Origin of the sequence: Streptomyces sp. NBC_00461 (assembly GCF_036013935.1) — a bacterium.
GTDB lineage: Bacteria > Actinomycetota > Actinomycetes > Streptomycetales > Streptomycetaceae > Streptomyces.
In genome coordinates this window covers 4,835,250-4,854,374 of record NZ_CP107902.1, presented here as the reverse complement: position 1 = coordinate 4,854,374, position 19,125 = coordinate 4,835,250, and the positions used below count along the sequence as shown (strand labels likewise).

Sequence of the window (19,125 nt, the reverse complement as noted above, 5' to 3'; positions counted from 1 at the left end):
GGCCGGGAAGGGAGCGGGCGCCGGGGCCAGGAGGCGGCTCTTACGGGGTGTTCGGCTGGCCCGGGGCCGGCCGTGGAGTCGCCGCCGGGCCTCGGGGGCTCGGCGGCGGGGTGGGGGGATTGGCCGGCTGGCCTGCGGGGGCCGCAGCCTGCGGCGGGGTGGTTCGGTACTGCTGGCGTACCTCCCGGAGTTGCTGACGACGGGTGGCGCTTTCGCTCGCGTCCCGCCGCTCCTTCGCGACGGCCGACGTGGTGGTCAACCGCCCGGACCGCTCCGGCTTGTTGAGGCCGTAAGCGGCGAACAGGACACCGCGATCCTGGGAGATGGCACGGCCCGGGGTGTCCACGGTGCGGAGGCCGCGCGGGGCGTTCTCCCTCTCGTAGAAGTCGGGGACACCGGCCCGCACCACGGCATGCGCCAGCGGACTGGGGGTCCGGCCTTCCACCCAGGACCGGGCGGCACGGGCCACTTTGGGCCCGAAGTACGGCACACCGTGGAAGATCATCCGCAGCATCAAGGCGTCTGCGGAGATGAGCAGGACGGAGTCCACAAGGAGCGAGCCCTTGGTGATCTCCACGAACGGCGAGATGAGCAGCAGCGCGAACGGGGCGAACATCAACCCCAGCAGCCGCTTCGCCCACTCCTTGACCGCACTCATGTCGCCCCCGCGCGCCAGCGATGCCAGCACCAGGGGAGCCATGGCGACGAACGCCAGGATGCCGAGCTGCCGCGTCACGAACACCAACACGGCGAAGCCGAGAGCGACGACCAGAGCACTGAAGATGACCAGGATGGCGAGCGGGTTTCCCGAGTCCGCGCCGTGCTGCATGTCGTCACTGATCGCGCCGAACAGCGTCGACTCGTTGCTACTGAACGCGGCCGTGAACGCACTGCTCACGGCCTTGTTCAGCAGCATGACGGCCCCGGGGACCGACGCCATGCCGGCGACGGCCACCAGGGTCCATCCAGTCGACGCACCCATCTGCTTGAGGCGCGGTGCGCCCTGCCAGGCGGTCAGGGCGCACACGACCACGACACAGACGAAGATCGCGACCGCCAGATGCTGACCGAGCCACAGGAACGGCTCGTACAGCCCGCTGTCCGACTTCGCCGGCGCCCACGCGTGCTCCGGCGCGATGAGTCCCTTGATCTTCGCAATGAGGCTGTCGGCAAGGGCGCGGACGTGGTCGGAGGCGCCACCGGTGGCACTGCCGGTGGCCGGGGGGCCGTCCGAGTCCGGGCCCCTCGTGCAGTAGTCGTAGCCCGGAGTGCCCTTCAGTGCGTCACACGGGTCCTTGTCTGCCATGCGGCATCAGCCCTTGGCCTGGGTGACGGTGGAAAACAGGGTGTCCCCGTACAGGGCGAGCACCACCGCGACGAACAGCGTGCCGATCGCCATGCTGCCCTTGCGAAGGGCGCCCTTGGGGTCGCTGGACAGTTGCAGCAGCATGCGCAGCGCGATGATCGCGATGACGGCGGCGATGCCCTTGGTGACCAGGCCGCCGCCGGTCAGGCCGATGGTGTCGAAGAAGTCCTTGAAGCCGCCGGACATGTCGGTGGGCTTGGCGAGGACGGTGAACTTGGACATGGATCAGATCTCCTTGTTGCCGTGGGAGGTGGGACGGGCGACGGCGATCAGGTCGGTCATGACGTCCATGGGGTCGTAGCGGACCTGGGTGCCGGGGCGGGGGGCGTCGAGAATCCAGCCGCCACCGATGTAGAGGCCGACGTGGTGGATGCTTGTGAGGCTGGAGCCGTAGAAGACGAGATCTCCGGGGCGTACATCGCCGGGCTTGACGGGCTCCGATGCCGCGTACTGCTCGGCTGCTGTGCGGGGCAGGGAAATACCCGCCTTCGCGTAGGCGTAGAGCGTGAGCCCGGAACAGTCGAACCCGGAAATTTCTGTACCGGAACGTCCCTTGGGTGAGCAGCAGGTTCCCGTGCTGGGTCCGTTGGCGTTTCCGCCGCCCCACGAATACGGCTTGCCGATCATTTCCTTTGCCGCGCCGATCGCGGCTTCGGCCTGCGTCGTGGTCGCAGTTTTCCCGCCGGACGGCTGCTGGGCGAGTGCCTGAATGGATTTGACGTAGTTCTGCGTCTCCTTGTACGGGGGAACGCCTCCGTATTTACGGACGGCGCCGCTTCCGGCGTTGTAGGCAGCGAGCATGTTGCTCTGCGTGTTTCCGGGAACGCCCTTGACGTCCTTGGCTATGCCGCACAGGTATGCGGCTGCGGAGGGGATCGCGTCGGCGGGATCCCACGCATCGCGCTTGCCGTCGCCGTTTCCGTCGATTCCGTGGGCCTGCCAGGTGGACGGCATGAACTGGGCGATGCCTTCCGCGCCAACCTGGGACTGTGCTTTCGCATTGAAGCCGGATTCCTGCGTCAAAAGCGCGGCGAGCAGATTCGGAGTGACCTCGGAACAGGTATGTCCCGCGTCCTCAATCAGGGATTTGTACTGGCTGGGTACGGTCAGGCTGAGCGCCGTGGACACGGGGTCGTCGCCGGCGCCCTGGACGAGCGCGGCCACAAGGACTGCCGCGGTCGCTCCCACACCGACCGTGACGGCGGTAGAGGCACGCAACGGGCCTCCTCCCTCTCTCCTGGGGTTGTTGATTGTCTGTGCTGGTCAGCACCGCCATGGCGGACCGCCAGAGCACCGCCACGAGATGGTTCGGAACCGCCATGGCACCGCCATGAGGCAAGCGGGTATGGCGGTGCCGTGGCGGTAGTGGTGGCGGTGCGGGGTGGCGGTCACGAACCGGACATAGCGGCTGCGGTGAGATCGGCCAGCCGGTAGCCCCGGCCCTGTGCCGTCTTGACCGCGGGAACACCGAGCAGCCGGTTCAGCTGCTTTCCGCGCTCTGCCGGATCGTCTTCCGTGATCCCGAGAGCCGGGGCCAGGTCGGGGGTGGACATGAAATCCACCCCGGTCTCCCGCAGTAGGCCGATCGCCTGCTTCAGCGGAGAATCCGGGATCGCCGCTTCGCGCCGGGCATGGACTTCGTCGACCACACCCCAGATGAACTCATCCGAGAAATTGAAGCCCCGGAGCAGAGTTGACGTGCCGTTAGCGAAGAGCACGCCCTGCCCCTTGACGTCCGGATCGAGAAGCGCCGGGTGAATGGGGGCGACCGTATCGAAATACGAATCCCCGAGGGCGACCTTCGCGCTTCCCTCCGACGCCACGTACAGGCACAGCCGGTACAGGAACTGATCCCGCACCTTCACTGGAATCGCATCCCGTGCCGGGCGCTGCGTCAGCATCACCGTGGCAATCCCCGATTCCAGGGATTTGGCCACCAGGGAACGCGACTTGTCCTCTACCCGGCGAACCTGTTCCTTCGATTCCTTGGTTCCGTTGTCGGTGTAGAAGTCGGCGGCCTCGTCGATGATGAAGAACACCGGTTTGAAGACCGGTGCGGGCTGCCGGTTGCGGATGGCGTCCTGCAACTGCGTGTACCGGTCGTCCACGCGGATGAGCAGCTCATTGAGCATGCTTTCCAGGACGGCCGGATCGTCGGACGCCTCGTAGCGCACGGCGAGTTTCTCGAACCTGGTCAGCCCGCACAGCTTGCCGTCGAGCAAGTACAGGTCGAAGTCGCCGTACGCGATCAGCAGGCATGTGATGAGCCCGTTGACCAGCGTCGTCTTGCCCATCTGGGTCATGCCACCGACCAACAAGGAAGCCTTGTCGAAGGTGGGCACCCCGGCGAGCCGGCCGGTGACCTCGTGTCCGAGGGGAACCCCCGCGAACGTCTGGATCTCGTGCCGGGTCGGCGCCGGGAACGGGCTGCTGAACGGGGGCTCGTTGAGCACCAGAAGGCGCACACGGCGCTCGGTCTTCCTGCTCGTCTCCAGCTTCAGGTGCAGGCGGGTGACGCCGAACATCGACGCGATGGGACCGAGCCGCTTGGCCACGTCGTCGTGGGTGCGGCCCTCCGGCACCAGGAAGTCGTAGACGGTGCCGATACCGGGCAGCGTCTCGATCACGACGTCACCGGCCCGGACGCGTTCACCCCTGCCGATGGCCCCAACCCGGCTGAGCACCATGGTCAGTTGCGGATGGCTCTCATCCCCGCCCGAAGCGGCCTCGACAGCCACCTGCGCTTCACTGACGGGCTCACCGGGCGCCTGCGCCTCGTTGACGGCCTGGACAGGGGATTCCTGTTGCAGGGCCGTCGGTTGGGCCGCGGGGGAGGTTGCCGGTTTGCGCGCCCACAGAGCCGGGACGCCCCAACGGATCCTCCAGGCCAGGTAGCCGAGTGCGACCAGTCCTCCGACGGTGAGCAGCACCGTGGCCGGCCAGGACAGCCCCAATTTGTCCTTGATGGTGGCGAGGAAACCGAAAGCGATGGCGAGACCGCCGATGGCACCGGCTGCCTGTCCGTAGGTGTCCTCGCCCTTGCCTTGCTGTTTCGTCCTTCCCACACCCTCTCCGTTCTGGGTGATCGTGGGCATGCGGGCATGGCCCGCGCGTCCAGTCGGATTCATGGGATTTGGTTTCTGTGGTGCTCGCCGGGTCTGCGCGCCGGGTCTGCGAAGGTGCCGCTCGCCGGGGCTCACCGGTTCTGCTTCACTTGGGTTCGACTGCTTCCGGCAGTCGCAACGACGGCCAGCCCAATTCCCGTGGGCTGGCCGTCATTGGTGTGTGCCGGACGCCGGTTTACGGCTGCGCGTCTTCCGCGTCGATCAGGGCGGCGTACGCCTTGCGCACCCGCTCTTCCTTCGCGGAGAAGCCCGCTCCGCGATAGGCGGCCAGGGCCTTGCGGTAGGACAGCGGGGGGTTGTCCGAGTGGCGCAGCCACCGCAGCGCGACCGTGAGCTGTTCCTCAGTCAGCGGCTCGCCGGGCTGGGGTGTATCGACTCCGGCCACGGCGGCCACTGCGGCAAGGGCTGCCCAGTCGAGCGGGGTGTGTCCCTCGCCCTGCGGCGGGGGGAGTTCCCCGATCGGGGACACGGGGTTGACCTGCGGGGACACAGGGGACACGGCCGGGGACACACCCTCCTGTGTCCATGTGCCCAGCACCCGGGTCAGGTCCTCATCCGAGAACAGCGCCGGAACCGCCTCGGGGCCGTCCGCGGTCGGGTGCTCGGAGGTGAGCTTCGTCAGCTTCTCGGCTGCCTGGTGGCGCACCTTGTGCGCCTGGCCGCGGGCGGTGTGCTCCTCGCGCTCCAGGTGGGCGGCTGTCTTGTGCCGGTCGGCCTTGGCTCGGGTGACCGCGCGGCCGATCGCCACCTGGTCCCGCGTCGCGCTGCGCACGGCGTCGATCTGCCGCTGTGCCGCAGGGGAGATCCGGGTGGTGTCCCGCTCCACCGCCATGATCAGCGTGGCCTTTGCGGCGGCCGGAACCACCGCGCCGATCACGGCGACGACCGCCGTGGCGTAGAGCAGGCCGTGGGTGACCAGCACGCCGACCGAGGTGACCAGGAACAGCCAGCCGAGGGAGGCGGGCAGTTTGCCGGACGATCCCTGCCGGCGGTGCGCGGTCTCCATGGCCAGCGCGTACAGCCACACCGCGTCGTAGATACCGGCCACGGTGTACGCCAGCGGCGCCGGGGCCTGGTGGGCGAGGATCTCCCCCACCGCGTAGACCGTCCAGCCCAGTGACAGGCCGGTCAGACCGACCGGCAGACTCCAGTGCACCGCCCTGCGGGCGGCTTCCTTCCACCACTCCATGTCCATGTGATCACTTCCTTTCAGGTTCTTCGGTGGCCAGGCACAGACCGCAGATGCCGTGCGAGCGTGGGATGCAATAGCCGACATCCAGCAGGCAGCGGGGGCAGGTGCGGCGGGCGAGCATCGCCAGCGCGAGTGCTCCCCACTTGCGCGACGTCATCGGCCTAACCGGCTTGGCCAGGTCGAGGCGGTAGAAGTAGGCGACCCGGACCGTGCCGGTTCGGCGGTTCACGCGCATGACCTGTGCGGCGATCGGCTGACCGCCGGGCCGTAACCCGCGGGTGCGGAGCTGACGGCGGGTGGCCAGTCCGTCCGGGGCCAGGCGCCAGGGGTAGGTGGGCACCCCGTAGCGGGCGCCGCTCGGGTCGAAGCACTTGCCCCACGCCGCGGACATCAGGCCGCCCCGACCGTTGCCAGGGCGGGGACGTCGCCGTAGCCGACCAACTCCAGCTCAGCGCCCGCGTATTTGGTGCTCGCGTGCAGGACACACGTACGGCCACTCTCGCCCTGCGTGTCGTACTGCACGGCATCCGGGACGATGTCCAGCGCCTCCCGCCATGCCTCGAAGCCGGCCAGATCGCCGTGGAACGACAGCTCCAGTTGGTCAGGAAAGATGGGGGTCACCCTCACAGTCGGGGCCGCGAGGTGCCCGAAGTCCGTGGCCAGCAGGCGCAGCGCCCGCAGCGGCACGGCCAGTTCGTCGAGCGTCATGCCGTCGTTCATGCCGCAACCCCCAGCGCGAGCAGGGCAGCCAGGATGAGCAGGACGCCGCCCGCAAAGGTCAGGTCGATCGCGCGGCGCAGGCCGGTGAACTTGGTCACCGCCAGCCGGGACAGCCCCGCGACGTCGGCGGCGAGATCGCCGGAGACGGCAGCGGGAATCTCCTCCGGCGTCAGCGTGGCCCACAGCGGGAAGCCGTGCCGCCCGCGAAGGTTCGGCCTCACCGACCGCAGCAGCAGACCGGCCGCCGCGACCAGCAGTGCCAGACCGAGCCCGCCCGCCAGATACGCGGGGAGGTTCAGCGGCAGGTCACGCGCGACCGTCCAGGCGCCGGCGAGCACTGCCCCGACGAACGCCAGTAGTAGGCCCGTCTTGGTGTCGGTCCGCGCGATCTCCGCCTTTACTTCGGCGTGCGCGGCTGTCAGCCCCTGTCCGGCGGCACTCATGCAGCCACCCCCCGACCTGCCGCACGGCGTCGGGCGGGGCGGACCATCGGGACCACGTTGAACAGGTCCGGGTGGTCCTCAACTACCCGCGCGGCCAAGCGGATCAGTTCATCGGGAAGGGTGCGGTACTCGGGGTCGGCGAGGATGTCACGGGCCGCGTCGATGCGGGCGGCACGCTCTGCGCAGGCCGTGCACAGCCTGTCGCCCTCGTCACGGTTCTTGCAGGGCGTGCATTCCTCGCTGGGCTCACCCTCCACCCCGAGCCACAGCTCAATCGGTGTGCCGAGGGCGAGTTCGGCGAAGTCCTGTGGGGTGTCGGCCCGGTGGCCGCAGACGTAATTGAGCATGGGAGCTCCCATGTCGAAGGGATAGGAGAAGAGCCGGGGCCGCGAGAGCGCCAACAGGGCGGCGGCTGGTCCGGGTTGCGCGGCGCCGCCGCGTGGAGCGGCGGGCCGGAGCGCCCCGGCCGGGAGTCGAACCCGGCCTGCGACCATCGGGGCTGATCAGAGCAACTAGGCCGAGTTCTTGGGAAGGATCGCCACGATCGCGCCCGGGAACTCCTCGCGCAGTTCGTGAGCGAAGTAGGTGGCGTCCGTCCCGTTGAGGCCGGCGCCTACGCCGGCGACCTCACACACTGCAACGGCGCGCTGATACGCCACGACCATGAACCCGGCGGCCGGCGCCGGGCTGTCGTCCGCCCTGTCGTGTTCGCTGCCGACCATCACTGGCCGCCCCGGGCACGGGCGTTGTCCTCGCTGCGCTTGTTCGTCTCAGCGTTCTTCTGCGACAGGTCGTCGCGTTCCTGGTCTGTCAGACTGGTGATCACAGGTGCCTCCACGTCAGGTGCCTGAACGCGGTCCCCTCGGGGTGCCACCCGGGGGACCGCTCTGATTCCTCATCAAACGGGCAGGGCGCCGACGTGATGTTGGCGTCCTGCCCGCATGACGAGTGACGGGAAAGCCCGCCACTGTCGTCTCGCGGCTCCCGTATGCGCCTTGCTCCGCCTCCTTTGGACGGCGCGCGGTCACCGCGTCACTCAGACGTCACTCGCTGAGTCGATCTCCCTGGAATGGCTACCTGTCATGGACCGGGTGCAGCCCAACCACCGGGATCCCCGCCGATCCACTCCCTGGGTCTACGCCCGAGGGTCAGACCAACGGCTTAGCCGATGACACCGATCAATCCGTGAAGACGACGGACTTCTACGTCTCCCCTGCCGCGCGGACCGCGTGTAAGCGGGACCGGCGGGGTACTCCGGGCGTTTCCCCAGGCAGGTGCCCAGAGAGTGAAGCGACCTAGGTCGCTTGCCGTTGATGTGAAAGCTACCTAGGTCGCTTGCGGGTCGTCAAGTGCTCACGCGCCCTGATTTCGAGCGACCTAGGTCAAGTACGCTTTCGGGGTGGACTCACAGTCGAAGCGGAAGCCCAACGCCCGCGAGATCGCCGCCAGGATCAGAGACGAGATCGCCGCAGGGACGTTCGGCCCTGGGGACCGGCTTCCCGGTGGTCGGGCCTACGCCAAGAAGCTCGGCGTATCGCTGATGACCGTGCAGAACGCCTACGCGCAGCTCCGCGATGAGGGGCTGGTGGAAGGCGTCTCGGGGAGCGGTACCTACGTGCGCGACACCGCCCCCGGCGAGCAGGGTCCCCGCGAGGCGGCTCAACGCCTGACCGACCTGCAAGCTGAGGTTGCGCGCGTCTCGACCGAACTGGCCGGCCTCGTCGAACGCGTCAAGCAGCTTGAGGCGGCTGTGGGCCCAGTGGAGGGGGAGCCCGGCGCTTAGCGTCTCCCGCGGTGTGCTCGTCGTCATGTACTTAGCGTGTCCCGGCGAGCGAGCCGTGAGTACGTACTCCCGCCGCCCCAGCACCGAACTAATCCGAACTTTGGCTGTTTGCCAGGGTGTTGGCGGGCCTTGAGGGGCTGCAAGACTGGCTCTATGGCCGAACTCAACGGGAAACCCGCCACCCTCGAAGACCTCCAGAGCCTTGCTCTCACGAACTACGGGCACTTCACGTCCATGCGGATGGAGGACGGCACCATCCGGGGCCTCTCGCTCCACCTGGAACGCTTGGTGCGGGACTGTCGCATCGTTTTCGGCGTCGAGCTGGACCGTGAGCGGACGCTGAACTACATCCGCAAGGCTGCCGACGGCGTCAAAGGGATCGCAGGCCTCCGCGTCACCGTGTTCGACCCCGCGCTCGACATGGGGCGCCCCAGCGACGCCAAAAACCCCCACATCCTGGTGAACCTGCGGCCCGCCGGCGCCCTGTCGCCGCCACCCCTCACGGCCAAGACCTTCACCTTCACTCGCGACAATGCGAAGGTGAAGCACATCGGACTTCACCCGCAACTCCGGCTTCGTCGTGATGCCCAACTCGCTGGATTCGACGATGCCGTGTTCATCGAGCCGGACGGCCGAATTTCCGAGGGCGGCACTTGGAACCTTGGCTTCGTCGACAAGGACGGCACGGTCATCTGGCCGGACGCCCCCGTACTCCCTGGCACGACGATGCTGTTGCTCCAGAGCCTCGACGCCTCGAAGCAGATCACCGCTCCAGTGCGGCTGGCAGACGTCCCGAACATGGCAGCCGCATTCGCGACGAACACGACGATCGGCGTGCGCTCCGTCAGCGCGCTCGATGATGTGCAGTTCCCGCAGGACCACCCCGTGCTCGCAGCGCTGCGTGACGCCTACGCCGATATCCCCGGCGAGCAGCTGTAGACGCGTGCCGCCGCCCTCACCAGGGCGGCGGCTCACGACAGAGGTAGCCCATGCCACTCGTTACGAAATGGACCGGACGTGAAGTCAAGGCGCTGCGTGAAGCCGTACGCATGAGCCTTATGGAGTTTGCCGAGAAGCTCGGGGTATCCGATCGCATCGTCTCCCGGTGGGAGGCGGACGGTGAAGATGCTTCCCTCCGCATGGTGAACCAAGCCGCCTTGGACACGTTGCTCGCCAAGGCTGACAAAGACGCTCAAGGCCGCTTCGTCGGCATCTTGGCGGTGGATGACGTCCCCGTCCATGCAATCATCGAGCCCGACGGCGACCAGACGAGCAGCGGCGAGTACGTGAAGTACCCCGGCGACGGAAAGCTCATGGCGCACGTCCCGGAAGGAATCTTCCTGTCGGGCGAGGACGACGACCCCGTGTGGGTGGACGAATTCCACATAGACACGTTCCCGACGACCAACGCCGACTATGCACGGTTCTGTGCGGCGACTCGGCACCCCGCGCCTGAGCACTGGGAGAACGGCCGCTGTCCGCGCGAGCTGTACGACCACCCCGTTGTGCACGTGACTTGGCGTGACGCGAACGCGTACGCGACATGGGCAGGGAAGTCGCTGCCGTCAGTCGAACAGTGGGAGAAGGCAGCGCGCGGTACCTCCGGCCGCACCTTCCCTTGGGGGGACCAGAAGACTGCTGCGAAGTGCAACGTCCGAGAGACCGGCGTGGAGCGTACGACGTCCGTCTCTCGCTACCACAGCGGCGTTTCGCCTTACGGGGTCTACGACATGGTGGGCAACGTGTGGGAATGGCTCGCGACCTCGACGACGCCCGGTCGCTATGAACTCCGCGGTAGCGCCTTCACGAGTCCTCTGTTCCGAGGGGTCCCGGCCAGCCCCAACGACGCCAACGACACGATGCACGACGATGACACCGGGTTCCGCTGCGTGGCGACGCCGGAGCAGATGGGGCCCCGCAAGCGGCAATGAGTTAGGCATGCGCTCAGGACAGCGAGCCCCTGCCGAGTCGGCGGGGGCTCCGTCACGACCCCTTAAGATTCCTGGTCGTGGCAGACATCCCCGACGAATTGATCAAGCTGGAACGTTCCGCCGAAGAGGAGCGCGAGAAGCTCACCGCTCTCGACGGCGAGGTGTACGACGCTCAGTGGAAGGCATGGCGTGAGGCAGCGGCCGTCTTCCAGGCCGCGGTGACGGAGTACGCCGCACGCGACGACGTATCCATCTCGCGGCACGAGGTGGAGCAGGCGGTGAAGCGGGTCGTACGGCACCCAGAGCCTGAGGGCTGACGGGGGCTACTCCTGGTCCGGCCAGACGGCCAGAGTGCGAGCTTCGGCCTCGTCGACCAGCGTGAGGCGCGAGCCGGGAATGGCGCCGTACTTGCCCACCCACGATACGAACCTTCCTCGCGCGATCGTCTCGTCCGACCACCAGCCGTGCGCCACGGGGCGCCCTACGGCGGTCAGGGTGAGGTGGAAGCGTTCAGGATCGTCCACGACGTTTCCTCGCCCGGCGGCCTTTTTCTTCGAACTTCTCGGGCCTGACGAGCCGTAGCGTCAGTCCCAGCTTGTCGGCCACCTCCCGCAGGTCCGCGATGATCCCCTCCACGGTGGACGGCCCGCGCCAGGGCGGCATTGTGGTAATGCCGTGATCCCGGCACAGGTCCACCCAGCGCGGCCCGTGCTCGGGGCTGTCGTACACGCGAACTGTGGGGCTCATCTCGCCGCACACAGAACACGGCCAGGGCGGCATGCGCTGAATGCGGCGCACCTTCTCACTGCTGGTCGGCTTGGCGGGCGCCGGTTCCAGCGCGGAGAGGTCGACATGCTGCTGACGCAGCAGCTCGCCCAGGTCTATCCGGTCTCGCACGTGGCCTCCCCCGATGTGCAGGCGGAAGCCTACCGCCTAGAATCGAACATGTGAACGATCCGGCTCCGTCGAGACTCGCGCTGCTCCGTTTCCTGGAGCGCGTGCAGGAGCGTGACCTTGCCCGCACCCGCCGGTGGATCGCCGACGAAGAGCGGCACGAAGCCGAGCGACAGCGCGGCGTCCGAGCCCGCCCGCCGGCGCCGGAGTGGCTGCTCGAAGTGGGGCTCAACCGGCACGCTCCGCCTGTGTTCGTACACGTGGGGGACTGTTGGATGGCGGGCAAGCGCAGCCGGGCCATCAGCCGGGACCAGGCGCGGGGGGCGCTCGCCGACGGAGTCAAGGCCTGTCGGCAGTGCCAGCCAGACACTGCCCTGGGGATGTTGGATTAGGCACTGCGTGGTCGCCGTGCCGTCTTCTTCGCGGCAGCCTTCTTCGTGGTCTTTGTCGCTGCCTTCTTCGCCGGCTGCTTCTTGGCAGCGGTCTTCTTCTTCGGCAGCTCGTGCACGTCGGCGTCCTCGCCGCGGGAAGCCTTGGCCTGCTGGACGGACTCGTTGAGGGCCGCCATGAGGTCGAGCACCTTGCCCGTCTCCTGAGGTTCCGGGGCATCCGGTAGCTCGCGGTGTTCCCGCTTCGCTTCAATGATCTTTGCCATGGCGTCGGTGTAGGCGTCTTCGAACTCCGGCCCCTTCAGATCGTCGCGGGTCATCGACTCCATCAGTGCAAGCGCGCCCTCGATCTCCCCGTCCGACACCTCAGTTGGCGGTGGCAGTAGCTCGGCAGGGTCGCGGATCTCGTCCGGCCAGCGCATCGCATGCAGCACGATCACGTCACCCTGCACCCGCAGCAGGCCCAGCCGCTCCCGCCCCGACCACGCATACTTCGCCACGGCTACCTTCGACGACCGTCCCAACGCCTGCACCAGCAGCTTGTACGGCTTCGCCGCGACCTGCCCATCAGGCGCCAGGTAGTACCCCTCGCCGATCCGGATCGGGTCGATGCTGTCGAGCGGCACGAACGCTTCGATTTCGATGGCCTTCGCGGTTGGCAGCGGGAGATCCCGCAGATCGGCGTCGCTGATGGCGACAACCTGGTCCTTGGCGTACTCGTAGCCCTTGCCGATCTCCGACTGAGCGACCTCACGGTCCTCCAGCTCACACACCTTCTTCACCCGCACCCGGCCCATGTCCTCCAGGTGGTACTGGTGGAAGCGGATCGAATGATCCTCGGTGGCACTCTGGACGTTGATCGGCACGGTCACGAGACCGAAGCTGATCGCACCACTCCAAATCGTTCGGGGCATGGCAGACCTCCGCAAGAACCCCGAGCAACATCAGCCTACGAGCGGCACGGGCGCCCCGCATGCGGACTAGCGCCCCTCCGTTCTGACGTTGTAGGGAGCGGGCGCCGGCTCACCAACGGCGTCCAGCACAACCGTGTGGTTCACAACGGGCGAGGCGAAGCCGAGGCAAGCGGTGCCAAGCATCAGGTGAAGCCGCAGACCAACTAACCGAGACATGACACGCCCCAATAGACCGGCTGAGTTACAACCTTCTCCACTGGTTCAAGCCACGGCTGCGCTTCGCTCCGCCGGGCGCGCTCCCGGCTCTGCTCCGCGCGACGCTCCTGCCTTCGGCCCGCTCCGCGCGGGCTGCGCCGACGCGCGCCCTGGAGAGGGTTGGCCGGCGGCATGAGGTCAGAACACGTCGTGGCCGGGGCGGTCGGCTCCACGACTTTAGGCAGCCACCATGGGGCGAGCCTCGAAGATCATGGCCCCAACGTCGTGCTTTACCGGGCAGCTCAGGAGACTGCCCGACTCGCGATGAGCTTACGGGGCCATGATCACTCGCCCCATGGCAGCTCCCGCCCAAAGTCGCTCCACCGACCGCACGTCAATCCGCGCCTCGGAATCCGGCCTCTCTCTAAATCCCACAAGATCTATGCTCTGCGCATGACATCCGCCCTGCGTGCCTTATCAGCGGCCCTCTTGGCCTCACTTGCACTCACCGCCTGCACTGCATCGGACAGCACGCCTGACTCGTCACCCAGGACACACTCAGGCCCTGCGTGGGAGGCATACCGCGATGGCAGAAGTTTCGGTAGCAAGCACCGGGACGAAGGCCTGCCATCCCTGGCTGTTGATCCAAGCGTAGGTGTCACCACTGACACCTACGACACCAACAGCGACACCGCCGAGAAATGGTGCGGGGACAATCTCCCCGACGAGTTGTGGACCAAGCACCCAGGCCATCCCGAGGCTTTGACGGACGGGTGCATCGGCGGCGTCTATCCGGCTGCTGACCACCCTGACGAGCTGCTGCCGTTCGACGACTAGTCTTCCCAAACCGACGGGGCTGTCTCCGGCCCATCAAACGGCACACGACGAGGTCGGTCGTCAACCACGCGCTTGCGCACGCGCCGCAGCCTGAGCCTTCATGGTTCGCACCTTGGTCCGGAGATCCGCATAGACCGGTGGGAGATTGTCCCCGACCCATAGCCGAACAGCGACAGCATAAGGTTGCCTGCGCGTAGGAGAATCCCATCGGTTGACGTTTTGAATTGCCAAAACGAACTCTGAAGCGTTTTCATTGAACCGCGTGAAGCCGGACTTCCAGGCAAATCTGCCGACCTGATTGGCGCCTGCAGATCTAGCTGTCCGACTGGGCTTCATCTGAATTCGCTGCCTGGTCGAAAGCGACGACAAGGTGGGCAGGCTCTGCTGCAAATCCTTTCGAGCCCTCCTCGCTTCCTTCTCCTCGGCAAGCAGCAAGTCCACTGTCGCCTCTGGACTGACCCCACGAAGCAATTCGAACTGCATCCGGGATCCCATATAGTCCATACGCCTAGCCCGAACCGGAGGGTCATAGCACAAAGAGACAGTGATACCCCGATCGACCCGCCCTGCAACAAAGAATGAATCCGGGACAGGGATGGTGTAGAGGTGTACGGAGTCGAGCGGTATCTTCTCCTCAGCAAAGAGAACGGTATCCCTGTCACCACTCAGGACGCTGCGCTCCTCCGAGACCGAGCCATAGCCAGTCAGTCGGAGATTTTCACTTTCCCTCACAGCGTCAGTGATGCCTGGAATCCCGCTCAACGGCGATTCCCCGCTTGTCACTGATTGCAATACCAAAGCCCGAATGAGGTTAGCCGATGCGTCGGGGTACGCATCCTGCACCATGGCACACGCCCGTGCGACATGAGGTGCCGCGAAGCTAGTCCCGCGGTTATAGGAAACGACCGTCGACCTATCGCGCCGCCCATCAGCGACTGCAACCATGAAAGCTTCGTCGTCGTCCGGATTATAGCTATCAAGTTCCTGGCCCAAGGTGCCGGCAGGAGCACTTACCTCAGGCTTGATTGCCCCGTTGATACCCGGGCCGACACGTGAAAAGGGAGACGGCCACCCTGGTTTACCCATAGGGACTCGTCCAAGGGTCGGCGCCCGAAGAGCCGGCACCGTACCCCCGACGGTAAGTGACAAGGCTGAGGGAGCTGGATCCATGAGGCCGCCTATAGAGTCCCCGAGCAGGCGCAACGGGTAGTCGTTCCTCAGCTGCTCATCAAACGGTCCAGAGTAATCCGCCGGAGCAACGTTTCCCGTTGGCACGACGAAAACTACGCCAAACTTCTGAGCGAGGCTATCCAGGACGGCGGCCAGCGTAGGCGCCCGATCGCCGACCATCACTCCATCTTCGTCACCGAGGCTCACGTTAATCACTTTGACGCCTTGCGCAGCCAGATAGGCAACAGCGTTCGTGATCTCAGATTGGGGAAGCCTACTTTGCGGAATCCGATTATCCGAGTCCAGGACACGCACTGAGAGAATCCGGCATGGCGGAGTTTCCCACTCACCAGAAGCGAGTTGGGTTTCAATGGATCCGCGAATCAAGATACTAGCGACACTTGTGCCGTGGCCATGCCTGTCAATTCCATCGTTAAATGCACTTCCGACAGCCGTAGCATCCACTACGCAACCACGCAGAAGAGGGTGCTCTGCTTGAACACCACTATCAATGAGTCCGACTACCGGAGCGTCACCCGCGGGAACAGGCAGGTCCGAGACTTGTGCTGCATCCACGTTGCTCGGGCGCAAGTGGTCAGAACCCTCGACTGGCAACAACTCGATCTTAGCGATGAGGTCGACATTCAAAAGCTGTGATACGAGCCTAGCCGTCGCCGTCACTCTCATCAGGGATACACCTGCAGCGAGACTCGAAAAGGAATCGTGAATCTCTACGCCGAAACCAGTGAGCGCTTCATCGAGGGCACTAAGCCACGCATCAGCCTTTTCTTGGTCTCCCGGGTGCCAAACTTCAACGTCAACCGTAATTCGATCGCTGCTAGAGTCGCCAATTTCCCCGAGGCGAGAATCTAGCGCAACCCCCATTCGGTCGATGCGGCCATACGGCCGTACGCTTGCTATGTTATCGAAGAAGGTCTCGTAGGTTGCCGTCTTATTGTCGCCCTGCGGACCCTTTGAATAGACATCCAGACGGCGCACAAACTCTGTCATTTGAGGGTCATCGCTGAAGGCGATCACACGACTGGCTTCCCGAGCTTCAACTACGCGCAGCCCTGCGCGTCCCCAGTCGGCCTCGTCAGAAGGACCAACAGTCTCAGCACCAATCTCGACGACGAGAATGAGGCGGGGATCGATACCCAAGGCCGGCGTGCGTTGCCCCAGCTCTTGGAATACGAAGTCGAGATCACCATGGATATCATCGCCATGCTCTTTATGCTTAGCGAACTGCCGACCGCCACCACGTCCAGGGACTTTTCGCCTGGCACGTTCGACTGCGGTTCGGTCAATTTCAATATGCGGAAGAGCTGCAGAATCGAAGATCGGCAACGGAATTAACCCTGAGATTTCCCTGCCTCCTTGTATCTTTTCTTCCGGGAAGCGGCGCTCTCCACTAGGTCATCCGTGGAGATGCTTTTGGCGCCAGCCAATACAGACTTACGCATGGCGTCTAGGCAAACTGCTTCAACTTCGGCATGACTCATCCCAGAGAGCGATCGCGAAACCAGTTCCCTGTTTATCTTGTAAGAAAAGCGGCGCAGTTTCATCTCTAGGAGCGAAGAAATCTGCGCTTGGGTTGGATTTCGATAAGCCAACACTTCATCGAATCGTCTCCACATGGCGGTATCGATTGAAGTGCCATGATTTGTGGTCGCGATAACTAGATTATCGGCCGCGTATTCTTCTAGCTGCTGAAGAAGGACTGTGGAGACACGTCGCATCTCGCCGTGATCGGAGTCCTCACGCTCACCGGCAAACATGTCGATCTCATCGAAACTTACAACCCATCGGCCACTCTCACAAAATTCGAGAATCCTCTCCAAGTGACGGGCCGTCTGTCCAAGGTATGAAGAGACCACGGCAGACAATCGAACCCTTACAAGCGGAATTCCGAGCGCGTAAGCGAGAGCTTCGGCCGTACGAGTCTTTCCAGTTCCGCTAGGGCCCGCCAATAGCAGTTTTCGCCTGGGGCGCAGCCCATAAGCGGCGAGGCGGCTGACGTTACGCTGTTCATTGAGGACTTCCCTCAATGCAGTGACAGTTTGCGCACCCAGGACCAGGTCATCCATGGAGACCTGGGGTTCACTCACTGTGACGAGTGGCACGTCCTCATCACTCAGTGGCAGCGGCGTCATGTTGTTGACGTTCAGTGGCCTACGTCGACCACGGGTAGCAGCTGCTCGCTCAAGCCGGCCGGCGAGGCCTCCAGGCTGATGGCGGTTCTCATGGAGGGCAGAGTGGACGGCGTCCGTCAACGAGCTCTCTTCATCCATCCACAGAGTCTCAGCCTTGTCGCTGGCAGCCACGTCGTTCCTCTCAGGGCCTCCCGCATGATGTCCCTGGAGACATCTTCCCGGCGCTACCATACCCAACACTCGGCCGATGTCACACAGTTGAACCGGCCGACATCCGGACAAATGGACTCGGCCCGGGGGGTAACGAGATGGCAGACAGTTCTGTTGGCTACTCGCAAGTAGATTGTTCTGAATTGTCGACGGACATCATGAATGGACTATTTAAGAAGGCTTCGGCCAACGGCATCGCCACCGTGATCGGCGCCTGCCCTCGTTGCGGCCACGAGTTCTCGTTCAGCTTTCCTGTAAGGCCGATGCTTGTCACGCCTGGATCCTACGTAACTGGGCAGTCTGGAAGTGGCTCCCTGACGGCGCCTCACCAGGAGCACACCATCTTCTGCTCATGTACTAACGAACACGACGGCCGGCCTGAAGGCTCGGTTGGTTGCGGCGCCATGGCGAGGCTCCTACTCCGGAAGAGGCAACCGTGAGTGCAGCACGTGAGAATGGTTCCGACCTCGATCTGGGCGACGTACCAGCAGACGAGCTGGAGTTCATCCCCTCCCCTAACCCAGCGACGCCCGAGGATGTTCGGTGGGCTCGCATGGCCGATGAGGCCCGCTTCAACGGGCTACCCGACATTCAGCGTTCCGCCGAACGCTGGGGTGCCACGATCCTCGTTATCACAGGGCTACTAACTACCCTCACGGTAGTTCGCGGCGCCTCAGACCTAGCTGCGCTACAAGATCTCTTTCCGTATAAGTTGCTGGTCGGGATTCTCGCTGCCGCGTCTCTCTTGATTGCTGTTGCCAGTGTTGTCTGGGCGGCGATGGCCGCACAGGGACAGCCGGTGAACATCGTCGTCAGCGGGCCTAGATATGCCGAAGAAACGACAAGAGCTACAAAAATTGCTAATCGTCGCCTCAAGATTAGCAGGCGGCTAGCCCTACTAATCGTTCCATTCTATATGGCGACGCTTGGGATCATGGCTTACGCACCTCAGAACAGTGACGCACCTCCTAAGGTTTTTGTACGGGACGCCGCAGGAGGGAGCTATTGCGGCCTCTCCGCTAAACAATCAAAAGGGGTTCTGGTCATCGTGGGAGAGAAGGGCATGGTGGCGCGGATACCGGTGGCAACCATCACAAAGTTGACAGCCGCAGCAGAATGCCCAAAGGGCAAATAGGATTTTCGATGGCCAAGTGGAATATTTCCACTCGCTGCAGCAGGTAGCCCCGGCCAGGCGGCACACGGACTATTCGTGGACGGGCTAGCCCCTGGTAACTGATTGCAACCCGTTGACCTGCGAGAACTTGAGGGACCTAAGCGGCCTCCGGAGCCGCGTGCACCAGAGGCCTGCTGATGGACTGTGCGACAGCAACCGCGCAACCACGGGCAACAGCGGGGACTGGGGACTGGGACGGCCAGGGTTCCAAAACCACTGGGCCGTGAGTCAGGGCAGCAACTGCAGCCCGAGGCACAAGCTTCGATAGCGCAAGCTCAGCTGAACACGGATCGAAGGGTGGCTCCTGGGGGCTCATGGGCCATATGTGGGCCAGAAGCGTCGTAGGGCGTTCGTCGGGGGCCTGCTCTGCAGGTCAGAGGGCATAGACCTCGCGATCGCCCATCGGTCTTGAAAACCGTCGTGGCAGCGATGTCACCGTGGGTTCAAATCCCACCGCCTCCGCGCAGGTCGTAGACGTGCTGGTCAGAAGGGGTGCCTCGTGCTTAGGGGCACCCCTTCGGCGTGGGTCCTGTCTCACCTTGATCCTGCTCTGTTTCGTTGTGGATCACTGAGTGTGCACCAGGCGTGGACCACCATTGCGAGACGAACAGATGACGAGCCCCCGCCCT

At 64.8% G+C, this 19,125-nt stretch carries 21 protein-coding genes; 6 read left to right on the top strand and 15 right to left on the bottom strand.

Going from position 1 to position 19,125, the window contains the following annotated elements:
- Positions 1-40: 40 nt before the first annotated feature.
- From OG870_RS22775 to OG870_RS22730, 10 genes are all read right to left on the bottom strand, one after another.
- Positions 41-1,306 carry a hypothetical protein gene (locus OG870_RS22775; protein ID WP_327691348.1) on the bottom strand — a complete coding sequence of 422 codons (1,266 nt, stop codon included), beginning with the start codon at positions 1,304-1,306 and terminating at the stop codon, positions 41-43.
- 6 nt (positions 1,307-1,312) lie between these two features.
- Positions 1,313-1,588 carry a hypothetical protein gene (locus OG870_RS22770; protein ID WP_327691347.1) on the bottom strand — a complete coding sequence of 92 codons (276 nt, stop codon included), beginning with the start codon at positions 1,586-1,588 and terminating at the stop codon, positions 1,313-1,315.
- A gap of 3 nt (positions 1,589-1,591) precedes the next feature.
- Complete coding sequence (locus OG870_RS22765; RefSeq protein WP_327691346.1) at positions 1,592-2,530, bottom strand: C40 family peptidase; 939 nt, start codon at positions 2,528-2,530, stop codon at positions 1,592-1,594.
- Between the two features lie 224 nt (positions 2,531-2,754).
- Complete coding sequence (locus OG870_RS22760) at positions 2,755-4,461, bottom strand: FtsK/SpoIIIE domain-containing protein (protein WP_327691345.1); 1,707 nt, start codon at positions 4,459-4,461, stop codon at positions 2,755-2,757.
- A gap of 205 nt (positions 4,462-4,666) precedes the next feature.
- Positions 4,667-5,686, bottom strand: a complete 1,020-nt coding sequence (locus tag OG870_RS22755; RefSeq protein ID WP_327691344.1) for a hypothetical protein — start codon at positions 5,684-5,686, stop codon at positions 4,667-4,669.
- Positions 5,687-5,690: 4 nt separating this feature from the next.
- Positions 5,691-6,074 carry an RRQRL motif-containing zinc-binding protein gene (locus OG870_RS22750; RefSeq protein ID WP_327691343.1) on the bottom strand — a complete coding sequence of 128 codons (384 nt, stop codon included), beginning with the start codon at positions 6,072-6,074 and terminating at the stop codon, positions 5,691-5,693.
- Positions 6,074-6,403, bottom strand: a complete 330-nt coding sequence (locus OG870_RS22745) for a hypothetical protein (RefSeq protein ID WP_327691342.1) — start codon at positions 6,401-6,403, stop codon at positions 6,074-6,076. The genes OG870_RS22750 and OG870_RS22745 overlap by 1 nt, the downstream gene beginning before the upstream one ends.
- The gene (locus tag OG870_RS22740) at positions 6,400-6,846 is read right to left on the bottom strand and encodes a Pycsar system effector family protein (RefSeq protein ID WP_327691341.1); all 447 of its coding nucleotides are present in this window, start codon (positions 6,844-6,846) and stop codon (positions 6,400-6,402) included. Before OG870_RS22740 ends, OG870_RS22745 begins: the two co-directional genes overlap by 4 nt.
- The gene (locus OG870_RS22735) at positions 6,843-7,193 is read right to left on the bottom strand and encodes a hypothetical protein (RefSeq protein WP_266925673.1); all 351 of its coding nucleotides are present in this window, start codon (positions 7,191-7,193) and stop codon (positions 6,843-6,845) included. The genes OG870_RS22740 and OG870_RS22735 overlap by 4 nt, the downstream gene beginning before the upstream one ends.
- A 165-nt stretch (positions 7,194-7,358) precedes the next feature.
- Entirely contained in the window at positions 7,359-7,568 is a 210-nt protein-coding gene (locus OG870_RS22730) for a hypothetical protein (protein WP_327691340.1), read from the bottom strand.
- A 677-nt stretch (positions 7,569-8,245) separates the two neighbouring features.
- Between OG870_RS22730 and OG870_RS22725 the strand changes: the two genes are divergently transcribed.
- From OG870_RS22725 to OG870_RS22710, 4 genes are all read left to right on the top strand, one after another.
- Positions 8,246-8,629, top strand: a complete 384-nt coding sequence (locus OG870_RS22725) for a winged helix-turn-helix domain-containing protein (RefSeq protein WP_327691339.1) — start codon at positions 8,246-8,248, stop codon at positions 8,627-8,629.
- 153 nt (positions 8,630-8,782) lie between these two features.
- Entirely contained in the window at positions 8,783-9,568 is a 786-nt protein-coding gene (locus OG870_RS22720) for an aminotransferase class IV family protein (RefSeq protein WP_327691338.1), read from the top strand.
- A 50-nt stretch (positions 9,569-9,618) separates the two neighbouring features.
- Complete coding sequence (locus OG870_RS22715) at positions 9,619-10,560, top strand: SUMF1/EgtB/PvdO family nonheme iron enzyme (RefSeq protein WP_327691337.1); 942 nt, start codon at positions 9,619-9,621, stop codon at positions 10,558-10,560.
- 77 nt (positions 10,561-10,637) lie between these two features.
- Positions 10,638-10,877: a hypothetical protein gene (locus OG870_RS22710; protein ID WP_327691336.1), complete on the top strand. Its 240-nt coding sequence runs from the start codon at positions 10,638-10,640 to the stop codon at positions 10,875-10,877.
- A gap of 6 nt (positions 10,878-10,883) precedes the next feature.
- Here the strand turns inward: OG870_RS22710 and OG870_RS22705 are convergent, their stop codons facing one another.
- Both OG870_RS22705 and OG870_RS22700 read right to left on the bottom strand, forming a co-directional pair.
- Positions 10,884-11,084, bottom strand: coding sequence for a hypothetical protein (locus OG870_RS22705; RefSeq protein ID WP_327691335.1), 201 nt, complete (start codon positions 11,082-11,084; stop codon positions 10,884-10,886).
- Positions 11,071-11,457: a hypothetical protein gene (locus OG870_RS22700; RefSeq protein ID WP_327691334.1), complete on the bottom strand. Its 387-nt coding sequence runs from the start codon at positions 11,455-11,457 to the stop codon at positions 11,071-11,073. The genes OG870_RS22705 and OG870_RS22700 overlap by 14 nt, the downstream gene beginning before the upstream one ends.
- Before the next feature lie 50 nt (positions 11,458-11,507).
- Here OG870_RS22700 and OG870_RS22695 point away from each other — a divergent pair, with 50 nt between their 5' ends.
- Positions 11,508-11,846, top strand: a complete 339-nt coding sequence (locus OG870_RS22695) for a DUF6233 domain-containing protein (protein ID WP_327691333.1) — start codon at positions 11,508-11,510, stop codon at positions 11,844-11,846.
- Here OG870_RS22695 and ku read toward each other — a convergent pair.
- The 3 genes from ku to OG870_RS22680 all read right to left on the bottom strand — a co-directional run bounded on the left by ku (position 11,843) and on the right by OG870_RS22680 (position 17,283).
- Entirely contained in the window at positions 11,843-12,757 is a 915-nt protein-coding gene (gene ku / locus OG870_RS22690) for a non-homologous end joining protein Ku (protein WP_327692330.1), read from the bottom strand. The genes OG870_RS22695 and ku overlap by 4 nt on opposite strands.
- A gap of 1,092 nt (positions 12,758-13,849) precedes the next feature.
- On the bottom strand, positions 13,850-16,306 hold the full coding sequence (locus tag OG870_RS22685; protein ID WP_327691332.1) for a S8 family peptidase: 2,457 nt from the start codon (positions 16,304-16,306) through the stop codon (positions 13,850-13,852).
- A 5-nt stretch (positions 16,307-16,311) separates the two neighbouring features.
- Positions 16,312-17,283, bottom strand: a complete 972-nt coding sequence (locus OG870_RS22680; RefSeq protein ID WP_327691331.1) for an AAA family ATPase — start codon at positions 17,281-17,283, stop codon at positions 16,312-16,314.
- A 475-nt stretch (positions 17,284-17,758) separates the two neighbouring features.
- Between OG870_RS22680 and OG870_RS22675 the strand changes: the two genes are divergently transcribed.
- Positions 17,759-18,457: a hypothetical protein gene (locus OG870_RS22675; protein WP_327691330.1), complete on the top strand. Its 699-nt coding sequence runs from the start codon at positions 17,759-17,761 to the stop codon at positions 18,455-18,457.
- Positions 18,458-19,125 lie beyond the last annotated feature (668 nt).